The sequence below is a fragment of the Lutimonas sp. genome, from assembly GCF_051011215.1.
GTDB lineage: Bacteria > Bacteroidota > Bacteroidia > Flavobacteriales > Flavobacteriaceae > Lutimonas.
In genome coordinates this window covers 16262-40341 of sequence record NZ_JBPCUJ010000125.1, presented here as the reverse complement: position 1 = coordinate 40341, position 24080 = coordinate 16262, and the positions used below count along the sequence as shown (strand labels likewise).

Here is a 24080-nt window from a genome sequence, read left to right as displayed (position 1 = left end):
ATATTGTAATGCGTTCAAAAAAAAATGCAGAAAAATTCGGATTATTTTTTCTTTGAAGAAATTCTATTTTTTTCCTTTTGTCTTTTGACCTCTGGTTTTAGGCTTTTTATACTTTTTTTTGATCTCTCTTTTATAAGATCCTCCCAGGTTCACTTTTTTATTTTTTTCGCTTTTTTCATGAAACGCGGCACCTGATTTCGTAAGGGTCTTTTTTTTGCTGCCTATTTCTTTTTCGGAACTGCGGTCCTTTTCTTCTGGCATTAATTCTTTTGAAACCTCTACTTCCTCCGGAAGAGGGTTAATAGGGATTTCCTGTTGCATTAAAATTTCGATCTCCAGCAAGGTTTCTTCTTCAGAGGGAACAAATAGAAAGATGGCATCACCGCTTTTTCGAGCGCGTCCGGTTCTTCCAATTCTGTGAATGTATTGCTCCGGATATTTAGGAGCATCGAAATTAATTACATGGCTTACACCCTCTATGTCCATACCTCTGGATACAATGTCTGTTGCAATTAGGATTCGTGCGCTGCCATTTTGAAAGTTTTCTATGGCTTGAAATCGGTAATTCTGAGACTTGTTCGAGTGAATTAAATCCATCTCTTCCGTAAAGACTTCTTCCAGTTCCTGATAGAGTCTGTCGGCAATTTTTTTATTCTTCGTAAATACCAATACTTTTTCAAAAGAGTCTGAAGGAAGCATGTATTTTAGGTAATTTACTTTGGTTTTATAATTGGGAACGGAGATTCCTGATTGCGTGATCTTTTCTAGTGGGGTTCCAACGGGGACAATTTCTATTTTTCTGGGTCTATGAAAAAAGCTATTAATCATATCCTCAACATCTTCAGTGATCGTTGCTGAGAACATGATGTTTTGTCGTTTTTTTGGCAATATATCCAGTATGTTAAGCAGTTGTGGCCTAAAACCGATAAAAAGCATCTCGTCCACTTCATCAAGAACTAGTTTTTGAATCGACGAGAGTCTCAGTACGCCTGAAACAGCCAGGTCAAAAAGTCTTCCCGGGGTGGCAACCAGGATGTCTAAGCCCTCCACGATCATTTCTTTTTGTGTGTTAATGTTTGCACCTCCAAAAACTCCTGCAATTCTGACATTTTGATAAGTGGTTAACTCTTTTGCAACAGTTACAACCTGAGCCACCAGTTCTCGTGTTGGCACCAATACCAGTATTCTTGGGTGTATTTGTTCCGAATAGGTCAGTGATTTAAGTATAGGGAGCAGGTAGGCAAGCGTTTTGCCGGTTCCGGTTTGTGCAAGACCAACCATGTCATTTCCTGAGTTCACCGCGGGAATCGATTTTGCCTGAATGGGTGTGGGAGATGTTATACCCATATCATTCAAGGCCTTTAATTGTGGTTTGTTGATTTTCAGATCCTCAAATGATTTCATAGGGAGTGTTTTGATTTTACAAAATTAATTATACATTCGGGAATTCTAACATAAGTTTGATAAATATTAATTCTTACGATATGATTCAACGTTTTGTAGTTGTTTTTCTACTGGTTTTTATGGGGTGTGTTTCTTTGGTGTCCTGCTCAGGCAGCGATACGCCTACCGAGGCTATTGAAAATGAATATGAGCTGGATCGGGAAGTTTTTCAGATTCAGACTGATATGTATCGGGTGATGGGAGATAATCAGGGGGCAATTCAGCAGTTGAGGATACGAGAGCCCTTGTCAAATGCGGAAACATTTGATGTAATTGTGATCAGTCCAAAATCAAGTTCCGGATCGCTTGAGGGCACTTATGTATATAGTCAAACGGGAGATGTAGGCACATATAATCTTGAGTTTGTCCATGCGCTTGATAATCGGGGTGATTCTGATTGGTACACATCCGGAGATGATGGCGAGCGTTTAGAAATCACCTATATGGGTAAAGAAGAAGGGCAAGATATCTACAGGGTTGTTATCTCAAGTTTTACACTCAATTATGGTTATTGGGATTTTTTAGCGAGTAAATGGGTTTCAAGTGGACAAAAGGCTTTTAAGCTTTCGTACGAAGGCATTATTGAAATGTAAGTATTTATTTGTCAGGCTAAGGAAGCTGTCTTAGATGGCTTTAATGCAGTTCTCAAGTTTTGTTTTTACCTCTTTGGCAAGTTGACCAAGGTTGTTGTTTTCTACTGCCTGCATGGATGCCATTGGGTCTACGGCAGAAATCTCTATATCACCTTTGTTTCTTTCTTGCACAATTACATTACAGGGGAGCATGGTTCCAATTTTGTTTTCCGATTGTAATGCTTTGTAGGCAAAACCAGGATTGCATGCGCCGAGAATTTTATAATTGTAAAAATCGACATCCAGCTTTTTTTTAAGGGTAGCTTTCAGATCAATTTCTGTCAAAATACCGAATCCTTCAGTTTGAAGGGCAGCTGTAATTTTTTCAATTCCTTCTTCAAAAGAAGTGTTTTTTAATGTTTTACTGATGTAATAACTCATGATATTAAATTGAAATTATTGATGGTGTTTCTACTTCTAAAGTTAGTTATTTTAGTCTTAGATTTTTAATTTTTTTTGAGTTTATTTTATAGGAGCAGTCTTGCTGTTTTGGACCGCTTTTTTTTTCGGTTCTGATCATTATTATAGAAGAAAAATGGGGTGTAGAGTGGGGTGGCCGGATTGGGTTTTTATAGTTTCTGACTTGGTTTTTACAGGAAAATGAAAATCATGCCATTTAATTGCTAAATAACTGTTAGTAAGCATATTGCATATAAAAATAACGGCAATATAGATATTCTCTATAGTGCAAAATTGACTAAAATTATAAAATAATAATTTTTAATAAAATGGTAATTACCAGCTATTTTGATAAGATTATTTTAAGTGTTGAGTTAAAATTAGTCAAAAAATAGATAAAAACTGAAAAATGATGGTTAAAAAGAGTGCAGAAGGTCAAATTTAATCAAATAATTGACATGCACAAATTGATATATGTTTTAAAAAAAAACCTGATTATTCGGGCTTACTTTTTCTTCATTTCAACATGTTGTCCAGAGGAAATTTTAGATTTTTTATGACCCTGAATGGACCGTACATTGATTGGTTTTTCAATTAAAATTGAGAGCTTGGAATTGGAGGCTGCTTGTTAATGTTTAATGTTCTGATATAATATCATATCAAAAGTTCAACGCAACATTTAATTCTTTATAGAAAGTCGAAATTCTTGAACTGAAAATTTTTTGAATCCGATTACTTTATTTAAATTCCCAAAAAAAAATACAGCGTTATGATGAACAGGTTGATGTTATTATTGATTTTTGGTTTTGGTATGATTTCTTGTGGAGGTGATAGTGATCCTGAAACGCCCCCTGTGGTGTTGCCACAGAATTTAGTTGTTACCTATGAAATTGAAGGAGCCACCAGTAGTGATCCCGAAGGAGATGGAAGTGGCAACGTAACATTTAAAGCTACAGCAAGTAATACAACTTCATTTAGATTGGAGTACGATGGAAATTCACAACCTATGCCTAATGGAGAGTTGACCGTGACTTTTGAATTACCAGGAGTGCAGGCTTATGATGTGAAAGTAACGGCTTTTGGGGCAGGAAATGCCTCCATAAATAAAAGTGTAAGTCTGGATGTAAAAAAGGAATATGAAGTACCCGCTGATATTTTGAGTCTTTTAACGAACAACGATTCACAGAAATGGAGAATCAAAAGTGAGTCTGCAGGTCATATGGGGGTAGGTCCTTTGGGGGCAAATGCACCTGATTACTGGACGGCAGCGGCGTTTGAAAAAGAAAATACAAGTATGTATGATGATGAATTTGTGTTTAGTACCGATAAATCCTTTAGTCACAAAACTGGAGGTGCTGTATACGGGAAAGCAGGTCCTTTGGAATCAGATCTGGGATCCTCTTCTGAGCCAAAGAATGACGAAGATGAGATTGAAAACTATGCCTTGGCTGATTACTCAGGTACCTGGCAATATGCGCCCATCAGAGGGCAGGATGTTTTGTATCTGTCGGATAATGGGTTTTTAGGTTTTTATGTTGGTGGAACACATGCCTACACGATTTTAGCAAAAACCGACAAAGAGCTGATTCTAAGAACTGATGGAGCAGATGACCTGAGTTGGTTTTTTATCTTGACCACGGAAGAAGAGGCGGTTATTCCTGCGGATCCTGAATATACAAATTTAGTTTGGTCAGATGAATTTGATGCAGACGGTGCTCCGGATGACAGTAAATGGACGTACGATATAGGAGATGGCAGTGGTCCAGGTGAACCTGGTAAAGGTTGGGGTAACAATGAGGAGCAATATTATACAGATAGGTCTGACAACGTGATTGTGGAAGATGGAGTTTTAAAGATCATTGCAAAAAAGGAAATCTTCGGTGGTTCCCCTTATACATCAACAAGAATGAAAACTCAGGGAAAATACGACTTTACATATGGTCGTGTTGATATAAAAGCTAAATTACCTTCAGGAGGTGGCACGTGGCCTGCCTTATGGATGTTGGGCTCTAATATTACAACTGTAAGCTGGCCAGCCTGTGGTGAGATAGATATTATGGAATATGTTGGAAATAATCCCGGAAAGGTACAAAGTGCGTTGCATACGCCTTCAAGTTCTGGAAATACAGTGAATTACAGGAAAACTGATATTGAGAATGAAAATGATCAGTACCATATTTACTCGATGATCTGGTCTGAGGATCAAATTTCATTTTTATTAGACGGTGAAAGGTTTTATACGTATAATCCGCTAATCAAAGATACTAGCAACTGGCCGTTTGATAAGGACCAGTTCCTGATTATGAATATCGCCATGGGTGGAGTTCTCGGAGGAAACATCGATGCCTCCTTTAGCGAAGCGGAAATGGTTATTGATTATGTGAGAATTTATCAGTAAAAAGAAATTTGTAGTTTAACCTTCGATTTTTTTTGCTACTATTCAAATCGACAGATTGAACAGGTTGATTTTGCAATTGTGCATATGTTGGTAGCGGAATGCTTTAAAAATGAAGGGAAGAGGCATGAGGTGTATCTTAATTACCATTTATCTATTTTTAGTTCATTTAGGACTGACAGGTCAGGAACTTCCTCCTGTACAGAATTATGGTACGATAGATTATAATGCAGGAAACCAAAACTGGTCAATTACACAAGATGCCTCCAAACACCTGTATTTTGGAAATAACAATGGTCTTTTAGAATTTAACGGCTCTTTATGGACCTTATATCCATCTCCCAACGGTACGATCATTCGAGCCGTTTATGAGAAGGATGGTTTGATCTATTCTGGATGTTTTATGGAATTTGGTTTCTGGCAAAGGGATCAATTCGGAGATTTGATCTACACCTCTTTAATAGATAAGTTATCAGTGCCTCTTATAGAAGATGAGCATGTTTGGAATATTACTTCTCGAGATAAATGGATCTTGTTCCAGACCTTGGATCGGTTATATATATACCATACGGAAGAAAAGACATTTAAAATTGTCGATTTTGAAGTGTCCAGGGCAAAAATATTCAACCTGAAGGATAAATTATTTCTGCAGAAAGGTGATGGAGGCTTGTACAGCATACAAAATGGAAAGCCGGTACTTGAATCCTCGGATAAAATCTTATTGAATAATTTTATAGTTGGTCTTTACCATGATAAAGACCGGCTACTGCTGTTAACAGAGCGTGGAGATTTTTACCATTTCGATGAAGGGGTGTTGACAGCTTGGGAGGTGGAGGCATTGAAAAATGAAACGGATCTGACCCTGTATTCCAGTCAAAAGCTGAGTGATGGTGGTTTTGTTCTGGGAACGATTTCTAAAGGATATATACGTCTGGACAAAGATGGAAAACCCTTAGAGCGGATGAATCAGGAAAATGGACTGGTGAATAATACAGTTCTGACTGTATTTCAAGATGTTGATGATAATTTATGGCTGGGACTTGATAATGGTATAAGTACGATTAATTTAGAATCTGCCTTTAAGGTTTATACAGATTCAAAAGGGAAGTTCGGTTCAGTGTATACATCGCTGGAGCATCAGGGTATCTTGTATTTAGGAACGAACCAAGGTCTTTTTGCAAGAGAATTAGGGAGCTCACAAGACTTTCGGCTCCTGAAAGGAACGTCGGGGCAGGTTTGGAACCTCTCCAGCGTGTCAGATGTATTAATTTGCAGTCATAATGAAGGGACCTTTATCATAGATGGCTTTAATGCAAGACATATTTATGCTGGTTCCGGAACCTGGGAAGTAAAAACAGTTCCTGAGCATAATGATCTGTTGTTACAGGGGAATTATGACGGTTTTAGTGTTTTAGAAAAGTCAAATGGAAGATGGACTTTTAAAGGGAAAATAGAGGGTTTCGAAATTTCATCAAAATCATTTGAATTTGCAGGCCCTGAAAAGGTGCTGATGAATCATGAATACAGTGGAGTTCATATCATCGATATGGATCCGACTTTTACCTCTGTCAAAAAAGTCGCTAACCTTGAGCCCAAGGGGGTAGACTCACAGGTGTTTAAATTTCGGAATAGAATTTTATATTCTTCCAGTGAAGGTGTTTTTAATTTTGACAAGAAGACATTGGAAATGCAGAAAGACAGCCTGTTAACAGCGGTGTTTTATAATCCGATGGATCCTATCTCGGGAAAGTTAATTACAGACAAGAAAAATAACCGATTGTGGGGATTTTCAGCAAATAATCTTATCTATCTGAGTCCTGATACTTTTGATGGTTCACCAAAAAAAATGCAATTACCTATTCCAACGTTCTTTCGAAGGAATCAAGGAGTATTGGGTTATGAAAGCATTTCATTACTGTCAGACGGAAATTATGTTATTGGATCGTCGAATGGCTATTCAATTCTTGATTTGAAAAAAAGCCATGAAAAAGAATATCGTATAACAATCAATAGTTTTTTGCAAAAATTTCTTCATAAAGACAATGAAAAACTTGATTTAAGTCAAGAACTAACTTTTAATTATGATGAGAATAACTTGATCTGTTATTACGGTATTCCTGAATATGACAATTATGCAGAAGTGAAATATCAATATAGGTTAATAGGTTTCGATGATGAATGGAGTAAATGGTATTCGGAGCCATTTATATCATTGGAGAACTTACCTTTTGGCACCTATAGTTTACGGATTCGAGGGCGTGTAGGCAATTCCTTGACAGAAAACACAGCGTCACTGGATTTTAAGGTGAGCAGACCTTGGTATTTGTCAATTACGGCGATTGTTTCTTATGTTTTACTTTTTTTAACAGCCATGCTTGTTATTAATAGATTGTTTGTTGTGTATTACAGGAGGCAACGAACCAAACTGATCGAGGATAACAATAAGCAGCTGGAATTTAACCGCTTGGAAAGTGAGCAAGAGATTATGAAGATTAAAAATGATCAGTTGAGGATTGAGCTGGAAAGTAAGAATCGAGAATTGGCAACCACAGCCATGAGTATGATCAATAAGAATGAGTTGCTCCAAGGAATAAAGAATGATCTTTTACAGCTCGAAAATAGTGCATCAAGAAAAGAAGTAGCCAAGGTTATTGATCAGAATCTCAGTAATAACAATGATTGGGAGTTTTTCAAAGAAGCGTTTAATAATGCTGATAAAGACTTTCTGCATAAGATAAAGAAACTTCATCCCAGCCTAACGGCGAATGACTTAAAATTCTGTGCATTTTTGCGACTGAATCTAAGCTCAAAAGAAATAGCTCCTTTGTTAAATATTTCTGTCAGAAGTGTCGAAATTAAACGCTACCGCTTAAGAAAAAAAATGAATTTAGAGCATTCAGAAAACCTTATTGAGTACATTTTGGCTATTTAAGCCCCTACAACTGTTAAAAAATTCTGAAATTTACTACAACATTACCACAACATTATAGCGTAAACCCTTGTTTTCGGATACATCATTGATTTTTTTTTTTTTGATTTTCAAGTTTGGTATCATGTCTTCAGAACCCTAGTATTTGCGCACAATTGATACTATTTTATCATAATTATATACTTAATTATCTTCCGTAAAGCATCAAACGTATGCTTTTTGTATAGGCTTGATTTATGGAATTGCGGTTTGAGTCGATTAATTTTCAACTTCAAATATAATTGTATGAAATCAAAAATAATTTTTTTCGTTTTCCTCTTTGTTGTTGCAGGCTTATCGGCTCAAAATGTAACAGTGAAAGGAACGGTTTATGAAAATGCTGATTCACCGCTTCCAGGTGTGAGTATTTTGATAAAAGGTACAAGTACAGGAACAGCCACCGATTTTGATGGAAATTTTGTCCTGGAAGATGTACCACTTTCTTCCGTGCTGGTCTTTTCTTATGTCGGATTTCAGGAATATGAAATGGTCATTGAGAATGGAGATCCTTTAACGATTACGTTAATAGAAGATGCAGAATCTTTGGATGAAGTAATATTGATCGGTTATGGAACCCAGGCCAAAAAAGAAATCACAGGTGCTGTTGCAGTTGTTGGATCGGAAACAATTGAGAAATTAAATCCTGTCAGGGTGGAACAAGCCTTACAGGGACAGGTTTCCGGTGTGAGTATTACGGCGCAGTCCGGGTCTCCTGGTAGTGCCTCCAACATTAGAATAAGGGGTGTGACTACAAATGGTAACAATAATCCTTTAATACTTGTAGATGGTAACGTGATTGAAGACCTGAGCGTTATCAATCCAAATGACATTGAAAGTATCAATGTACTGAAGGATGCCACAGCAGGTATTTATGGTGTTAGAGCAGCAAATGGTGTGATTCTGATTACCACCAAAACAGGTTCTAAAAGTAGTGATGTAACTTTTGATCTGGATACGTATGCAGGAGTCCAGCAAACGACCAGGGAAATACCCGTGTTAAATGCCACTGAATATGGTGTTTTGGTAAACGAAAGTTATGTAGCAGGAGGAAGTACGCCTCCGTTTTTGGATTTTACCCAATTGGGTACCGGTACAGACTGGCAAAATGAAATTTTTCAAACGGCCCCGATTGCCAATGTAAACTTTGCAGTTAATAAAGGTTGGGAAAATTCAAAACTATCAGTTGGAACCTCCTACCTAACTCAAGATGGTATTGTTGGAGGCAGCGACGCTCGATTTAAACGATTTACAGGAAGGGTTAACTATAATTTAGATTTTTTGAAAAATTTCAGATTAACTACTTCAGCCATATATACGAATACCGATAGAAAGAATCTTCTTGAAAATACTTTGGGATCCGTTTTATTCAATGCCCTGAACATGGCGCCTAATTTAACGGTCAGGGATGCCAATGGAGATTACACACTCGCTGAAGGCTTAGGGAATGAAGTGATCAATCCTGTGGCACAAATAGAAAACACCTATAATGATACCTATGTAGATAAGATTAGTGGTGTATTAGGACTTAACTATACTTTTTTAGAAAATTTTTCTGCCGAATCAAGAATTCAATTTAATTATTCCGAAGTAAATGGAAAGGTGTTTATGCCTGAAGTATATTATGGTTCAGGAAAAGTATTCAATGTGACAAGAAATAGCGTCAATGAGTATCAGAATATTTATAGAGATTATACCTGGGATAATTTTATTACCTATAAAAACAATTGGAATGAAACTCATGACCTGACAGCATTACTTGCAATGTCGGTGAGACAGGAAACCGGACAATTGTCGGGGTTCACAGGTTTTGACATACCAGATAATTCATATGAAAATGCAAGTTTGGAAAACGCTTCAGATATAGAGGATAACTATATCAACGGAGGTGATACATATGACACCAGATTACTTTCCTATTTTACAAGAGTTCAATATGGTTATAAGGGAAAGTATCTACTATCTGTTGTTTTAAGAAGAGATGCTTCCACGAGATTTGGTCCTGAAAACAGGGCAGGATATTTCCCATCTGTTTCGGCAGGTTGGGTAATGACTGATGAATCCTTTATGGAGAAAAGCTCGTGGTTGAATTTCATGAAGTTAAGAGTAAGTTATGGTATTGTGGGTAATGATAGAATTGCCGATTATGGATACGTATCGCTGCTCAATGGAGAAGGAACCTATGTTCTCAATGACGAATTAATCTATGGAAAGGCAGAAGGTGCTTTGGCAAATCCCGAGATTCAATGGGAAAAGCAAAAAACATTTGATGTTGGTCTGGATATGAAATTCTTGGATAATAAAATAGATGTTACCATGGATTACTTTAATAAAACAACTGAGGATCTGCTATTGGTGCCTCAGGTATCTGGAATTTTAGGTGCGAGTGCACCAGGATCAAGACCGCCTATTGTAAATGCTGGTTCTGTAGATAATAAAGGTTTTGAATTTTCTATCGCCTACCGGGATGATTTCTCTGATGATTTTCAATTCAATGTTAGCTTTAACATGACCTACTTACAAAATGAGGTAACAGCTGTAGCAGGTGAAAATGCTTTTGTACCAGGAGGTTCATTCGGTGTGGGACAGGAACCGCCATCAAGAATGGAAGTGGGACAGCCTATGGGTTATTTCTATGGACTTGAAACGGATGGAGTATTCCAAAATCAAGAAGAGGTGGATAGTCATGCTACGCAAACCAATGCAGCGCCGGGCGACCTGAGATATGTTGACACGAACAATGACGGGCAGATCAATGAAGAGGACAGAACATATATCGGTGATCCAATTGCCCCATGGACCATGGGTATGAATATTGGGATGAACTATAAACGTTGGGATTTTGGCATGTATTTATTCTCTTCCATCGGCAATGAGATCGTTCGAAATTATGAGCGAAACCAGCCATTGACAAACAGAAGCTCTTATTTTCTGAATAGATGGACGGGTGAAGGAAGTACAGATTCTTTCCCAAGGGTAACAACAGGAGCAAATTCAAACGGATTATTCTCAGACTTTTATGTAGAGGATGCTTCTTATTTGAGAATTCAGAATATTCAATTGGGATATACATTTGATACTGATAACTCAAAAGCGCTTAATAAATTCAGGTTATATGCATCTGTAAACAATGCCTATACATTTACAAAGTATCAAGGGTTTGATCCATCAGCATCTACAGGAGAACCGATTGGAGGAGGAATTGATCAAGGTTTCTATCCGATTCCAAGAACCTATATGTTGGGTGTAAATCTAAAATTTTAAAAAAATGAAAACACTTAAAATAAAAACAATAGTAGTTGTATTCGCTTTCGCTGCACTTACAGCCTGTAGCGATGATTTTGTGGATGTGGAATCAAAGGATCAGAATTCGGAAGATTTCTTCAACAGTGAAGGAGATTATCAGGAAGCTTTGATAGGAGCCTACGACCTGCTTCAATCTTCCTATATCAACGTTATGCTGGGTGAGATCGCTTCCAACAATACGCTTGCTGGAGGTGAAAGTGCCAATGATGTAATTGGAATACAGGAAATTGATGATATGATTCATACGCCGGTAAACCAGCAACTCAGAGATATCTGGGGATGGATGTACTCTGGAGTAAACAGAGCGAATTACATTATGGAATTTCAGGATAAAACAGATTTTCCAAATAAAAACATCGTACTGGCACAGGCTCGTTTTTTAAGATCCTATTATTATTTTGAATTGATAAAGTGGTTTGGAGATGTTCCTTTTCAGATTGATAAAAGAATTCAGTTTGGAGATCAATTTGAATTGGATAGAACGCCAAAGGCTGAAATATATGCGCAAATAGAGCTTGACCTCATCTTTGCTGCAGAGAATCTTCCGGTTTCATGGGAAGAATCAGAAACAGGTCGTGCGACAAAAGGATCCGCTCAGGCACTTTTAGGCAAGATCTATTTGTATCAGGACAAATTTTCTGATGCAGCAGGAGCCTTTGAATTGGTTATTGCCGGGCCTTACGATTTGATTGATGATTATAATACCATTTTTGAACAAGAAGGTGAAAACAATATGGAATCAATCTTCGAAGTGCAATACACGGATAAAGAAGGAGCCGGGTTTGGTTGTCTTCAATGTAGTGAAGGGAATGTAGCCGTCGGATTTAATGGCATCAGAAACTACAGCGGTCCTACGTTTGATTCAGGATTCAGTTTTAACGTTCCTACCCAGGAAGCGGCAGATCAATATGAAGAAATCGATCAGAGAAAGGATGTTGCGATACTTGATATCGTAGCTTGGTCGGCAGAAACCGGAGCAACTTATGCTGAAGGGTATGAGCATACAGGGTTTTTCAATAGAAAATACATTGCTCGTCAGGGAGATCTCAATACTGGAGATGCCAATTTAACAAATCCAAACAATTACAGAGCTATTCGTTTGGCCGATGTTTTATTGATGGCGGCAGAGGCTTATAACAGAGGAGGGCTTGATGACAGTAAGGCGCTACTTTACTTAAATCGAGTAAGAGTAAGAGCCGGATTACCTGAAGTTACACAGACAGGTACTGAGTTAACCAATACCATTTACCAGGAAAGACGATTGGAGCTATTAGGTGAAGGGCATCAGTTTTTTGACTTGGTGAGAACTGGCAGAGCTGCACAGGAAATACAAGGATTTACAAGTGGGAAACACGAATTGTTCCCAATTCCTTCCATAGAAATAGAATTAGCAGGAGATCGTTGGGCACAAAACCCCGGTTATTAAAAAATATAAAAAAGAAGAAAGATGAAATATTTAAAAACCCTTTTAGTATTAATTATTTTTGGATCGGCATTTGTTGCTTGTGAAAAAAACGATGTTTCTTATGCTTTTCAAGAAATATCAGCCCCTACGAACGTAACGAGCGTGTTTGACATTGCTCAGGATGATTCAGGTGTGGTAACGGTAACTCCTTCAGGTGAAGGAGCCCAATCATTTAATGTTTATTTTGGAGATGTTGAAGACGAAACGCCGGAAGTGGTTACTCCCGGAGGATCGTTAGACCATGTATATGACGAAGGTCAATACAGTGTTCGAGTCATAGGAGTTGGTTCTACGAACTTAACCAGTGAATTTACTCAGGTAATTAATATCTCATTCAGTGCCCCTGAAAATCTTGAGGTGGTTATAGATCAAAGCAATCCTAACCCCAAAATAATAAAGGTAAGTGCAAGCGCAGATAATGCAACGATGTTTGAAGTATACTTCGGTGATGTTGAAGATGAAGAACCATCTCAACTGATGCCAGACAGTGAAATTGAACATACCTACGAAGCTTCCGGTGATTATACCGTAAGAGTAGTAGCGATTGGAGCAAGTGCCGAAACAATAGAATCTTCAGAGGATATTACTATTGGCGAGGCTTCAGGAGCGATGGCATTACCAATTACATTTGATGATCCTTCTGTAAACTATGCATTTGGAACATTTAACGGAACAACTTTTGAAGTAGTGGACAACCCAGATCTTTCAGGTGTAAATACAGAAGAATCGAAAGTAGGTGCAGTTACAAATTCCGGTGTGAACTGGGAAGGCGTAGCCGCTACTTTAGGCACTCCGGTTGATTTTGGTGGAGACAATAAAACCATTATGATCAAGGTTTGGTCGAATGTTGAATTACCAGTGTTATTGAAATTTGAAGGTGGTGAAGACGGAGCACGTGAAAATGAAGTAACTGCTACTCATGGTGGTACAGGATGGGAATTACTCAGCTTTAATTTTGCAACCGACGCGGTTAAGAGTTATATCGACGGTAATCAAGGTGCGGGAGAGCCTTTCGTACCTACCGGAAAGTACGGCACTATGGTTATTTTTATTGACGGTCCTGGAACAGCAGCAGGAACATTCTATTTAGATGATATAGAACAAGAGGCCGCTGACCTGAGTTGTGTTGCAGAAATGGATGAAAATATTGATCCGGCTGCAGGTGATATTAACTGGACTTTTAAGACAAAAGACATCGCGCATAGTTTTGAGCCATTTGGAAATATTGCCTCAGAAATCGTTGATAATCCGAATACGACTGGGATCAATGAAAGTTGTAATGTACAGAGTTATATCAAATCAGCAGGTTGTGAAACATGGTCTGGTGTTGGTAAAGGACTTGACAATGCTATTGATTTAACAACGGCAACGAACAAAGCATTCAAATTGATGGTCTATGGTGAATCTAAAACAACAACGGTAACATTACAATTAGAGTTTGAACCGTTCCCAAATACAGAGCCATTGGTAGCCATCGATCAGGAGATGACCAAAGTTGGCGAATGGGAGGAGTTAACTTTTGATTTCTCTGCACATTCAGATAAAACTTTTAAGAGTATTATTGTTTATTTTGATAGAAATAACGCCTGTGATGATGCCGTTTATTACTTTGACAACCTGAAGCAGGTTGCGGGAGATGATAATGGTGGCGGACCAACAGGACCAACAAGTTTCCCAATAGACTTTGAAACTCCAGAAACTGGAGCAAGCTCAAAATGGGATGTTTTTGAAGCTGATACGCCTCCTTTAGAGGTAATCGCCAATCCAGATGCATCTGGTGCGAATACAACTGCCACTGTAGCTAAATTTACAGCGCCACTTGGCGGTGCAGATTATGCAGGAACGGTAACTAAATTGGCGCAGCCTTTTACTTTAGACGCTTCAAACAGTACAGTTTCTATTATGGTATGGAAATCAGTGATCAGTGATGTTGGTCTAAAATTTGAAGCGAATGCGGCTTCAACAGGAGAAATAAAAATTAAGAATACGAAGGTAAATGAATGGGAAGAGATTGTATTTGATTTTTCAGGTAAAATAGGAGAGGCTTCATCAACAAATATTGATGCGATCGTTGTTTTCCCGGACTTCGATGCAAGAACCCAGGAAAACATTGTTTATTTTGATAATATCACCTTGTCGGCGTCTTCAGGCGGAGGCGGATCAGGTCCGGATATGGCGGCACCAATGCCAACACCAGCGGAATCTGACGTGACTTCTATTTTTAGTGATGCCTATACAGATGTTGCTGGAACAGACTTTTTCCCGGACTGGGGACAATCTACTAGCTTTGAGCAAATCGATTTAATGGGAGATGCTGCGATAAAATACGCAAACATGAACTACCAGGGAATTGCCATAGGTTCAACAGTAGATGCGTCTGCACTTGGCAATATTCATATTGATGTCTGGTCGGATGATTATACTGAAGTACCCTTCTTTTTGATCAGTGCCGGTTCAGGAGAGAAAAGTGTGAACCTAATGCTGGAGGCCAATAAATGGAATAGCATAGATATTCCACTTACGGCTTTTACCGATCAGGGAATGAACGTAAATGATATCATTCAGTTTAAATTTGATGTTCAGCCAAATGTTGGAGGAGCTATTTATATCGACAACCTTTATTTCTTTGCAACTAGTTCCGGAGGCGGAGGAGGAACTCCTGCCACTGAGCCAACAACAGCGGCTCCAACCCCAGGTTTGGCCGCAGCAAATGTAATTTCATTGTTTAGTGAAGCCTACGATGCTGTGACAGTGGATACGTGGAGAACCGATTGGTCATCTGCTACACTCGAAGATGTAATGGTTGATGGAAATGCTGCTAAAAAATACAGCGCTTTGGATTTTGTTGGGATTGAAACTGTAACTTCTCAGATTGATGCTTCGGCCATGACACAATTTCATTTGGATGTATGGTCAGCAGACTTTACGGAATTCAAAGTGAAGCTTGTTGATTTCGGACCGAATGGGGCCTATGACGGAGGTGGAGATGACGTGGAGCATGAAATTACCATCACGAGTCCTGCTCAGGGAGAGTGGGTGAGTTTAGACCTGGATCTTTCCGATTTTACAGGCTTGACGACCAGAGCAAATATCGCGCAAATTATTTTGGTTGGAGCACCAACCGGAAACAATACTATATATGTTGATAACGTATATTTTCATAACTAGAAATGTCTAACCGTATAAACGACTTTAATATGAAAACAATCAATAAAATCGTATTTACCCTGATGGCCTTATTTGTCATCAACGGATGTCAGGAGGAAATTCCTGAGTTGGGTACCTTATACGTACCCACAAACCTGGCGGTTACTGCAGACATTTCCTCAGATGGTTCTGGACTTGTTAGCTTTCAGGCAACAGCTTCAGAGGCACTTAACTATCATTTTTATTTTGGTAACAGTGACAGTGAAGATCCCTATGTTTCTTCTAATGGTGTTGCTGCCAATACCTATAAAAAAACCGGTGTAAACCAGTATTTGGTAAAAATCGTTGCCTTTGGAGAAGGTGGCGTGTCGTCTAGCATTACCGAAGAAATAGAAGTATTTGTTGATTTTGAAGTTCCTTCAGAACTTATAAAATCACTAACAAATAACAGTTCTAAGAAATGGTACTGGAAACAGGATGTTTCAGGACATTTAGGTGTCGGGCCTCAGTTTGATGATGCTGGTGGTGTTGTTTCAGACCCTACATTTTATGCTGCGGCACCGAATGAAAAAGAAGGCTTGTGTTTATATGAAGATGTGCTGACTTTTACTGATAATGGCGATGGAACCTATGGATATACGTTGGAAAATCAAGGAAATACGTTCTTCCATGCCGATGAGATCCAGGATGCAATTGGCGAACCCGGACCTGGGTTTGACGCTTGTTATCCGTATGATACATCGGGAAATAAAGAGGTTTTATTTAGCCCAATTAGTTCAGGAGTGAATCCTTCAACGGGTGTGAACATGGATTTTACCAACGATGGATTTATGAGTTATTTTTTGAATTCAAGTTCTTATGAGATTATGTCGATCACAGATGCAGAAATGAAAGTCCGTGTGATTCAACAAAGGAATGGATTGGCATGGTACCATATTTTTACCAGCATTGAACCAGGGAGTGGACCTGGCCCTGATCCAGAATTTACAAACTTGATCTGGCAGGATGAATTTGATGTAGACGGTGCACCAACAACTGCCAACTGGAATTATGATATTGGAACCGGCAGAAATGGCTGGGGTAATTTTGAATCTCAGTATTATACAGATCGAGCAGATAATGTAGTTGTGGCGGATGGGGTATTAAAAATTACGGCCAAGAAAGAGAATTATGAAGGAGAAGAATATACTTCTGCCCGTTTAAAAACAGAAGGAAAATTTGATTTCACTTATGGTAGGGTTGACGTAAGAGCGAAGCTAGCTGCTGGGGGAGGAACCTGGCCTGCCATTTGGACACTTGGTGCTAATTTTTCAACAGTAGGATGGCCAAAATGTGGTGAAATTGATATCATGGAATATGTAGGGAATAATCCTGGCACGGTTCAAAGTGCATTGCATACTCCGTCTAGCTCAGGAAACACTGTTAATAAGGCAAGTACTTCCATAACCGAAGAAACGACTGAATTTCATGTGTATTCCGTTATATGGTCTGAAGGGCAAATCAGCTTTCTTATAGATGATGAAAGGTTTTATACCTATAAGCCATCTGTGCAAGATGAGAATACCTGGCCCTATACAGCCCCACAATTCTTAATATTAAATGTGGCGATGGGTGGTAATCTTGGAGGAAATATTGATCCTGATTTTGATACATCTGTAATGGAAATCGACTATGTAAGGGTATTTCAATAATTGTCGAAAGGAATTGATTTAGAGCATAAGAGAATGGGACTTATGCTCTTTTTCCTTTCGTTTAATGTCAAAATAGTATCAGGAAAAGTAAATAATTAATTTTAAATTTGACTAAAATCATACTTTTCTTAAATCGTTCAATATCGTTGAGAGATAAGAATACGAACCTAAAACCAAATCCATGCCAAAAAAAATAATATTCATTGCATTTGTAGTATCAATTGGCGGATTTCTGTTTGGGTTTGATGCCGGAATTATTTCCGGAGTCATGTCATATGCCGGCCCTGAATTTAATCTAAGTGATATTCAATCAGGTTGGGTGGTAAGCTCACCTACTTTTACGGCCATGTTGGCAATGTTGATTTCAGGAAGGTTAAGTGATATTGTCGGTCGAAAGAAAATCCTGATCGTGGTGGCATTTTTATATGCTGTTTCAGCATTGTTTTCAGCCTATGCGACTTCCTATGAAATGTTATACATCGCCAGAATGGTGGGTGGAGTAGCTTTTGGTGCAGCCTTGGTGCTGGCCCCGACCTATATCGCGGAAATATCATCAGCAGAAAACAGAGGAAAATTGGTGTCTTTACAACAATTGAATATTGTCCTTGGTTTTTTTGCTGCGTTTTTGAGTAATTATTACTTCAACAGTCTTAACTCGGGCGGTGAGTCATCATTCCTGACAGATGCCAATGTCTGGCGTTGGATGTTAGGGGTTGAATTCTTGCCGGCAGTGGTTTACTTTTTTAGTTTGTTTTTTATCCCAAAAAGCCCGAGATGGCTATTTACGCAGCATAATGATGACGAGGCTACCAAGATTTTGATTGATATTCATGGAGAAGAAAGAGCTGAAGAAGAAACAAAAACTATTTTGGCCAGTTTATCAACCGAAAGCAAAGAAGAAGAAGAAAAGGTCAAATTGACCGATCTTTTAAAGCCGGCGCTGAGATTTGTTCTTACAGTAGGATTGATCATCGGTGTGTTACAGCAGATTACAGGGATCAATGCAGTTTACTTTTATGCGACATCCATTTTTAAACAAACAGGAATTGGTACAGATGCCTCATTTTCTCAGGGAGTTTTACTGAGTTTTACCTCATTGGTTTTTACCATCGTAGCAATTTTACTGATCGATAGAATGGGACGACGTCCCTTGTTACTTTATGGACTGGCAGGAATTGCCATTAGTCTGCTCTTGTGTGCTTATGGCTTTAATGCTGCCACCTATAAACTGGAGGCCGATCAGATAGCTGGTTTTGAATTTGTGGAAAAAACGGAATTAGAGCAATATGCAGGAAAAACATTTGAGAACGATGTGGCCTTTAAAAACGCCATGAAATCTTCTTTGGGAACACAGACATACGGTAAAAATGAAGGAGCTATTTTAGAGGCTGCAACGACAATAAATGCCAACCTGGTTTTGATAGGGGTTTTAGGTTTTATTGCCTGTTTTGCATTTTCATTAGGTCCTGTTATGTGGGTCCTCTTATCAGAATTGTTCCCCAATCGTTACAGAGGATTGGCCATAGGTGTGATAGGTTTTATCAATTCCTTTGTCAGTTGGTTGGTTCAATTCATATTCCCGTGGGAATTATCCAATCTGGGAAATGCCATGAGTTTTTTAATTTTTGGATTAATTGCCCTGGCAGGATTCTTTGTCTTATTGAAAATACTCCCGGAGACCAAAGGAAAATCTTTAGAAGAAATTGAAAAGGAATTAGTAAGAAGCTAAGAGCTTAAAATCCGGGCGAAATCAGACCGGTAGAAATAGAATGTAGATGATAAAATAATTTTGTAATGAGTACGTACAAATCAATTTATTTAGGTGAAAACGAAGCTTCTTTTGAGGCACAGAAAATCAAAGGTGAGTTACTTTCTTTTGATAATGAAGATTATTATATGATCTCGAACAACGATGCAATGCGACCCTTTTTTATGAGTATTGTAAGTGATTCGAATCATTGGATGTTTATATCAAGCAATGGCGGATTAACTGCAGGAAGAAAGGATTCAGGATCTTCATTGTTTCCTTATTATACAGATGATAAAATAACTGAATCAACTGAGATAACCGGGAGTAAAACAATACTTCGTGTTGAAAAGAATAACAAATTATATCTGTGGGAACCTTTTTCAGATAAATATGAAGGAATTTATAAAATTCACAGAAACTTATACAAGAACAGCTTTGGTAACAAGGTGATTTTTGAGGAGATTAATAAAGACCTGGGACTCATATACAGGTACCAGTGGAATTCAAGTGATCGGTTTGGGTTTGTGAGAAAATCAACCTTGATCAATACGACCAAATCGAAAACCAATGTGAGTTTGGTGGATGGATTGCAGAATATTCTTCCTTATGGTGTGAATGCTCCCCTACAAAATGACAGAAGTAATTTAGTAGATGCCTACAAGAAATGTGAATTAGAAGTAGAATCGGGAATTGGAATCTATGCATTAAGTGCGATTATTGTGGATAAGGCGGAGCCAAGTGAAGCTTTAAAGGCAAGTATTGTTTGGTCTTTGGGGATGGACAAACCAACTCATTTACTAACATCCTTGCAATTGGATACCTTTAGAAAAGGGGGTGAAATTGAGCAGGAGGTTGATATGAAGGCAGAAAAAGGAGCTTATTTTGTTGGTACAGAAGTATCCCTGGGAGGTGGTGAAGAGAAGCACTGGATCATTGTTGCGAATGTGAATCAATCCATGGTGACAATTCGTGAGATCTCCGATTTGATCCAGCATGAAAAGGATCTTAGTAAGATAATACAGGACGACATTGAATTAGGTTCAAAAAACCTATTGGCCTTGAATGCTGCTTCCGATGGAATGCAATTGACGGCAGATAAATTGATGAATACAAGACACTTTTCCAATACCTTGTTCAATATTATGCGTGGTGGCATCTTTGATAATGGATATCAAATTGAAAAGTGGGATTTTGTTCAGTATTTGGAAACTGCCAATAAAAAAGTGTTTAAAAAGAAGCAAGAACTTCTTGAGAATCTTCCTGAAGTATTCAGTTTGAGCCATTTGAAAAGCCTGGCTGAAAAGGATCAGGATAAAAATTTTAAGCGATTGGCTATTGAATACATGCCATTAAAGTTCAGTCGCAGACATGGGGATCCCAGCAGGCCCTGGAACAAGTTTTCGATTAATACAACCAACGAGTTAGATGGGTCGAAAATATTGGATTATGAAGGGAATTGGAGAGATATTTTTCAAAACTGGGAAGCCTTGGCTCATTCCTATCCTGAGTTTATGGAGAGTATGATCCACAAGTTTTTGAATGCGACGACCTTTGATGGGTACAATCCTTATCGTGTTACAAAAGACGGGTTTGATTGGGAGACAATTGAGCCGGATGATCCCTGGTCATACATTGGATACTGGGGAGATCATCAAATCATCTACCTCTTAAAATTTTTAGAGTTTATTGAATATCATTATCCAAATCGACTGGCACATTACTTTGATAAGGAGATGTTTGTATATGCCAACGTACCGTATCGAATTAAAAGTTATGAAGATATCCTGAAGAACCCAAAGGATACCATTGACTTTGACCATGAGGCTGATGAAAGAATTGCTCAAAAGAGGTTGGAACTGGGAGCTGACGGAGCTCTTTTAAGAGATGAAAACTTCTTTATTTATAAAGTGAATTTGATTGAGAAGTTACTGGCAACAGTTCTGGCTAAAATCTCGAACTTTATTCCTGAAGGAGGAATTTGGATGAATACCCAACGACCGGAATGGAATGATGCAAATAATGCTCTTGTGGGTAATGGTGTTTCCATGGTAACCTTATATTACCTGAGACGCTTTTTGCATTTCTTTGAAGGCATTATTGAAAAGATGGATGAGCAGTCCATTGAAGTGTCGGTTGAATTATCACAGTTTTTCAGCCGTGTGACGACTACCTTTAAAGAGAATCAGCAAATTTTAAATGGAAAAGTCTCTGATAAGAAAAGAAAAATTGTCCTGGATGGCCTTGGGCAGGCAGCCAGTGATTTTAGGTTAGGTATTTATGATAATGGCTTTTCGAGTGATAAAGAACTTATTTCAAAAGCGGATTTGTTGGGGTTTTTGGAAATCTCTAAAAAATTCCTTGATCATTCTATTGAGGCAAACAAGCGGAATGACAATTTGTACCATGCATATAACCTGATGACGGTGGAGAATGAGAATGAAGTCTCTATTTCGTATTTACCGGAAATGTTGGAAGGACAGGTGGCTGTGTTGAGTTCAGGCTATATCAATGGAGCGGATTCTCTGGAACTTCTTGATGCACTGAAAAAGAGTGCTCTTTTCCGGGATGATCAGTATAGCTACATACTTTATCCTAACAAAGAATTGCCAAGATTTGATGTGAAGAATAATATTCCCTCTGAAAAGGTGGAGTCTTCTGTGTTATTGAAGCAACTTTTAGAAGATGGTAATGTTCAGATTGTACAGCAAGATATGGCAGGGGTATGTCATTTTAATGGTGCATTTAACAACGCGGACAGTTTAAAAGAAGCGTTGGGTAACTTGCCCGAGAAATATGACAAACTGGTTGAGGAAGATGGTCCGTTATTACTGGATATTTTCGAAAGTATTTTTGACCATAAATCATTTACCGGGAGATCAGGAACATTTTTTGGATATGAAGGCTTAGGATCTATATACTGGCATATGGTATCTAAATTAGTTTTAGGGATTCAGGAAACCTGTTTGGCTGCGATAAAAAATGGTGTGGATAAAAAAACCATTGGTAGATTATTAGATCATTATTATGAGGCAAATGCAGGAATTGGTGTACATAAATCACCAGAACTGTATGGTGCTTTTCCAACGGACCCCTATTCTCATACACCGGGAGGTAAAGGGGCACAGCAGCCTGGTATGACAGGTCAGGTGAAGGAGGACATTCTAAGTCGTTTTGGTGAATTAGGTGTTTTTGTCAGGGATGGAAAATTATCATTTTCACCCAACTTATTGCGCAGAGAAGAATTTTTAACAAGCGCACAAACCTTTCACTATGTGGATCTGGATCATAAACCCCAAACCTTGAAGGTAGGTGTTGATGCGCTTTGTTTTACCTATTGTCAGATCCCGATTATATATCAGGTGTCAGATCACACTGGTATACAGGTTGTTTATGATAAAAATAATGTTTCTACTTTTAGCAGTTTGAGCCTCGATGGGCGTACCAGTAAAAAAGTGTTTGAAAGAACCGGAGAAATTGAGAAGATTATTGTTTCCATAGAAAATTCAAGAATAAAATGAGAATAAAAGTAAAGAATGGATTATTGGTCCTGCTGCTAGTTGTATTCGTAGGTTGTAATACTTCTTCGAAAAAAGATCAGCAAACAACGATGGAAGAAAATGATACTGAGGTGAAAGAGATGACAGCAGCAGAGATTCTCGGAAATCCGGAATACTTAGCCATGTCCTATGGAGGGTACAGGCATGTTGATCATGATATTGAGCCTACCATTGAGGAGTTGAAGGAAGATATGAAATTGATGTCTGCACTGGGTGTAAGAATTGTACGAACCTATAAGGTTCACCTTCCACAAGCGGCCAACTTATTACAGGCAATTGATGAACTGAAGAAAGAAGATGCAAGTTTTGAAATGTATGTGATGTTGGGAGCCTGGATTGATTGTAAAAATGCCTGGACGGACTTAGAACCGGATCACGCTGTAGAAAGTGAGGCAAATAAACCACAGATTGAAGAAGCAGCCAGATTGGCCAATGCTTATCCGGATATTGTAAAAGTAATAGCCGTTGGGAATGAGGCCATGGTGCATTGGGCAGCTACTTATTTTGTGCAACCTTCAGTTATTCTAAAATGGGTCACTTATTTACAAGACTTGAAAGCAGCGAATAAATTACCGAAGGATCTTTGGATTACAAGCTCTGATGATTTTTCTTCCTGGGGCGGTGGCGGAGCTGAGTACCATACCGAGGACCTGGAGAAGTTATACGATGCCGTTGATTATGTCTCTATGCATACTTATCCTTATCACAATACTCATTACAATCCTGAGTTCTGGATCATAGAAGATGATGAGAAATTAACGGATATTGAAAAGGTCGATGCGGCCATGTTGCGTGCCCGTGACTTTGCCAAGGCTCAATACGACAGTGTTGCCGGTTATATGAAAAGCATTGGAGTTAAAAAGCCAATACATATCGGAGAAACAGGATGGGCCACCAAATCAAACGGATTTTATGGAGAAACAGGATCAAGAGCCACCGATGAATATAAAGCGGGAAGGTATTATAAATTGATGCGTGAGTGGACTAACAAGGCTGGTATTTCATGTTTTTATTTTGAAGGTTTCAACGAGCCTTGGAAGGATGATAAAAATCCTTTGGGATCCGAGAATCATTTTGGGTTATTCACGGTAGAAGGTCAGGCTAAATATGCCTTGTGGGAGATGGTAGACGATGGAGTTTTTTCTGAATTAAGCAGGAATGGCAATGCAATTTCAAAAACCTTTGATGGAAATAAAGAATCCCTCATGACCACGGTCTTTGCGCCACCAACCAAAGAATAAATTAGTTTTCCTTAAAAGCAATGACAAAATAATAATTGTAATTTGGGAGAGATAATCAAATCATACGTATCAATTAAAACTAAATAAAT

General features: G+C 38.4%; 12 protein-coding genes. 10 read left to right on the top strand and 2 right to left on the bottom strand.

Annotated features, from left to right (window positions below):
- Positions 1–63: 63 nt before the first annotated feature.
- A complete protein-coding gene (locus ACR2MV_RS12215; protein ID WP_434022201.1) occupies positions 64–1404 on the bottom strand; it encodes a DEAD/DEAH box helicase in 1341 nt (446 codons plus the stop codon).
- An 80-nt stretch (positions 1405–1484) separates the two neighbouring features.
- On the opposite strand from ACR2MV_RS12215, the gene ACR2MV_RS12210 reads away from it, so the two are divergent.
- Positions 1485–2036 (top strand): hypothetical protein, encoded by a 552-nt coding sequence (locus tag ACR2MV_RS12210; RefSeq protein ID WP_434022200.1) that lies wholly within the window; start codon positions 1485–1487, stop codon positions 2034–2036.
- A 30-nt stretch (positions 2037–2066) separates the two neighbouring features.
- Here ACR2MV_RS12210 and ACR2MV_RS12205 read toward each other — a convergent pair whose 3' ends face one another.
- The gene (locus ACR2MV_RS12205; protein ID WP_434022199.1) at positions 2067–2456 is read right to left on the bottom strand and encodes a DUF302 domain-containing protein; all 390 of its coding nucleotides are present in this window, start codon (positions 2454–2456) and stop codon (positions 2067–2069) included.
- Between the two features lie 787 nt (positions 2457–3243).
- On the opposite strand from ACR2MV_RS12205, the gene ACR2MV_RS12200 reads away from it, so the two are divergent.
- From ACR2MV_RS12200 to ACR2MV_RS12160, 9 genes are all read left to right on the top strand, one after another.
- A complete protein-coding gene (locus ACR2MV_RS12200) occupies positions 3244–4872 on the top strand; it encodes a glycoside hydrolase family 16 protein (RefSeq protein ID WP_434022198.1) in 1629 nt (542 codons plus the stop codon).
- A gap of 124 nt (positions 4873–4996) precedes the next feature.
- Complete coding sequence (locus ACR2MV_RS12195) at positions 4997–7801, top strand: triple tyrosine motif-containing protein (RefSeq protein WP_434022197.1); 2805 nt, start codon at positions 4997–4999, stop codon at positions 7799–7801.
- 282 nt (positions 7802–8083) lie between these two features.
- Entirely contained in the window at positions 8084–11098 is a 3015-nt protein-coding gene (locus ACR2MV_RS12190; protein WP_434022196.1) for a SusC/RagA family TonB-linked outer membrane protein, read from the top strand.
- 4 nt (positions 11099–11102) lie between these two features.
- A complete protein-coding gene (locus ACR2MV_RS12185) occupies positions 11103–12566 on the top strand; it encodes a RagB/SusD family nutrient uptake outer membrane protein (RefSeq protein ID WP_434022195.1) in 1464 nt (487 codons plus the stop codon).
- A 21-nt stretch (positions 12567–12587) separates the two neighbouring features.
- A complete protein-coding gene (locus ACR2MV_RS12180) occupies positions 12588–15773 on the top strand; it encodes a hypothetical protein (RefSeq protein ID WP_434022194.1) in 3186 nt (1061 codons plus the stop codon).
- Between the two features lie 29 nt (positions 15774–15802).
- Positions 15803–17443 carry a glycoside hydrolase family 16 protein gene (locus tag ACR2MV_RS12175; protein WP_434022193.1) on the top strand — a complete coding sequence of 547 codons (1641 nt, stop codon included), beginning with the start codon at positions 15803–15805 and terminating at the stop codon, positions 17441–17443.
- 181 nt (positions 17444–17624) lie between these two features.
- Positions 17625–19172: a sugar porter family MFS transporter gene (locus tag ACR2MV_RS12170; RefSeq protein ID WP_434022192.1), complete on the top strand. Its 1548-nt coding sequence runs from the start codon at positions 17625–17627 to the stop codon at positions 19170–19172.
- A gap of 65 nt (positions 19173–19237) precedes the next feature.
- Positions 19238–22711 (top strand): hypothetical protein, encoded by a 3474-nt coding sequence (locus tag ACR2MV_RS12165; protein WP_434022191.1) that lies wholly within the window; start codon positions 19238–19240, stop codon positions 22709–22711.
- Positions 22708–23991, top strand: a complete 1284-nt coding sequence (locus ACR2MV_RS12160; protein ID WP_434022190.1) for a glycosyl hydrolase family 17 protein — start codon at positions 22708–22710, stop codon at positions 23989–23991. Before ACR2MV_RS12165 ends, ACR2MV_RS12160 begins: the two co-directional genes overlap by 4 nt.
- Positions 23992–24080: the final 89 nt, after the last annotated feature.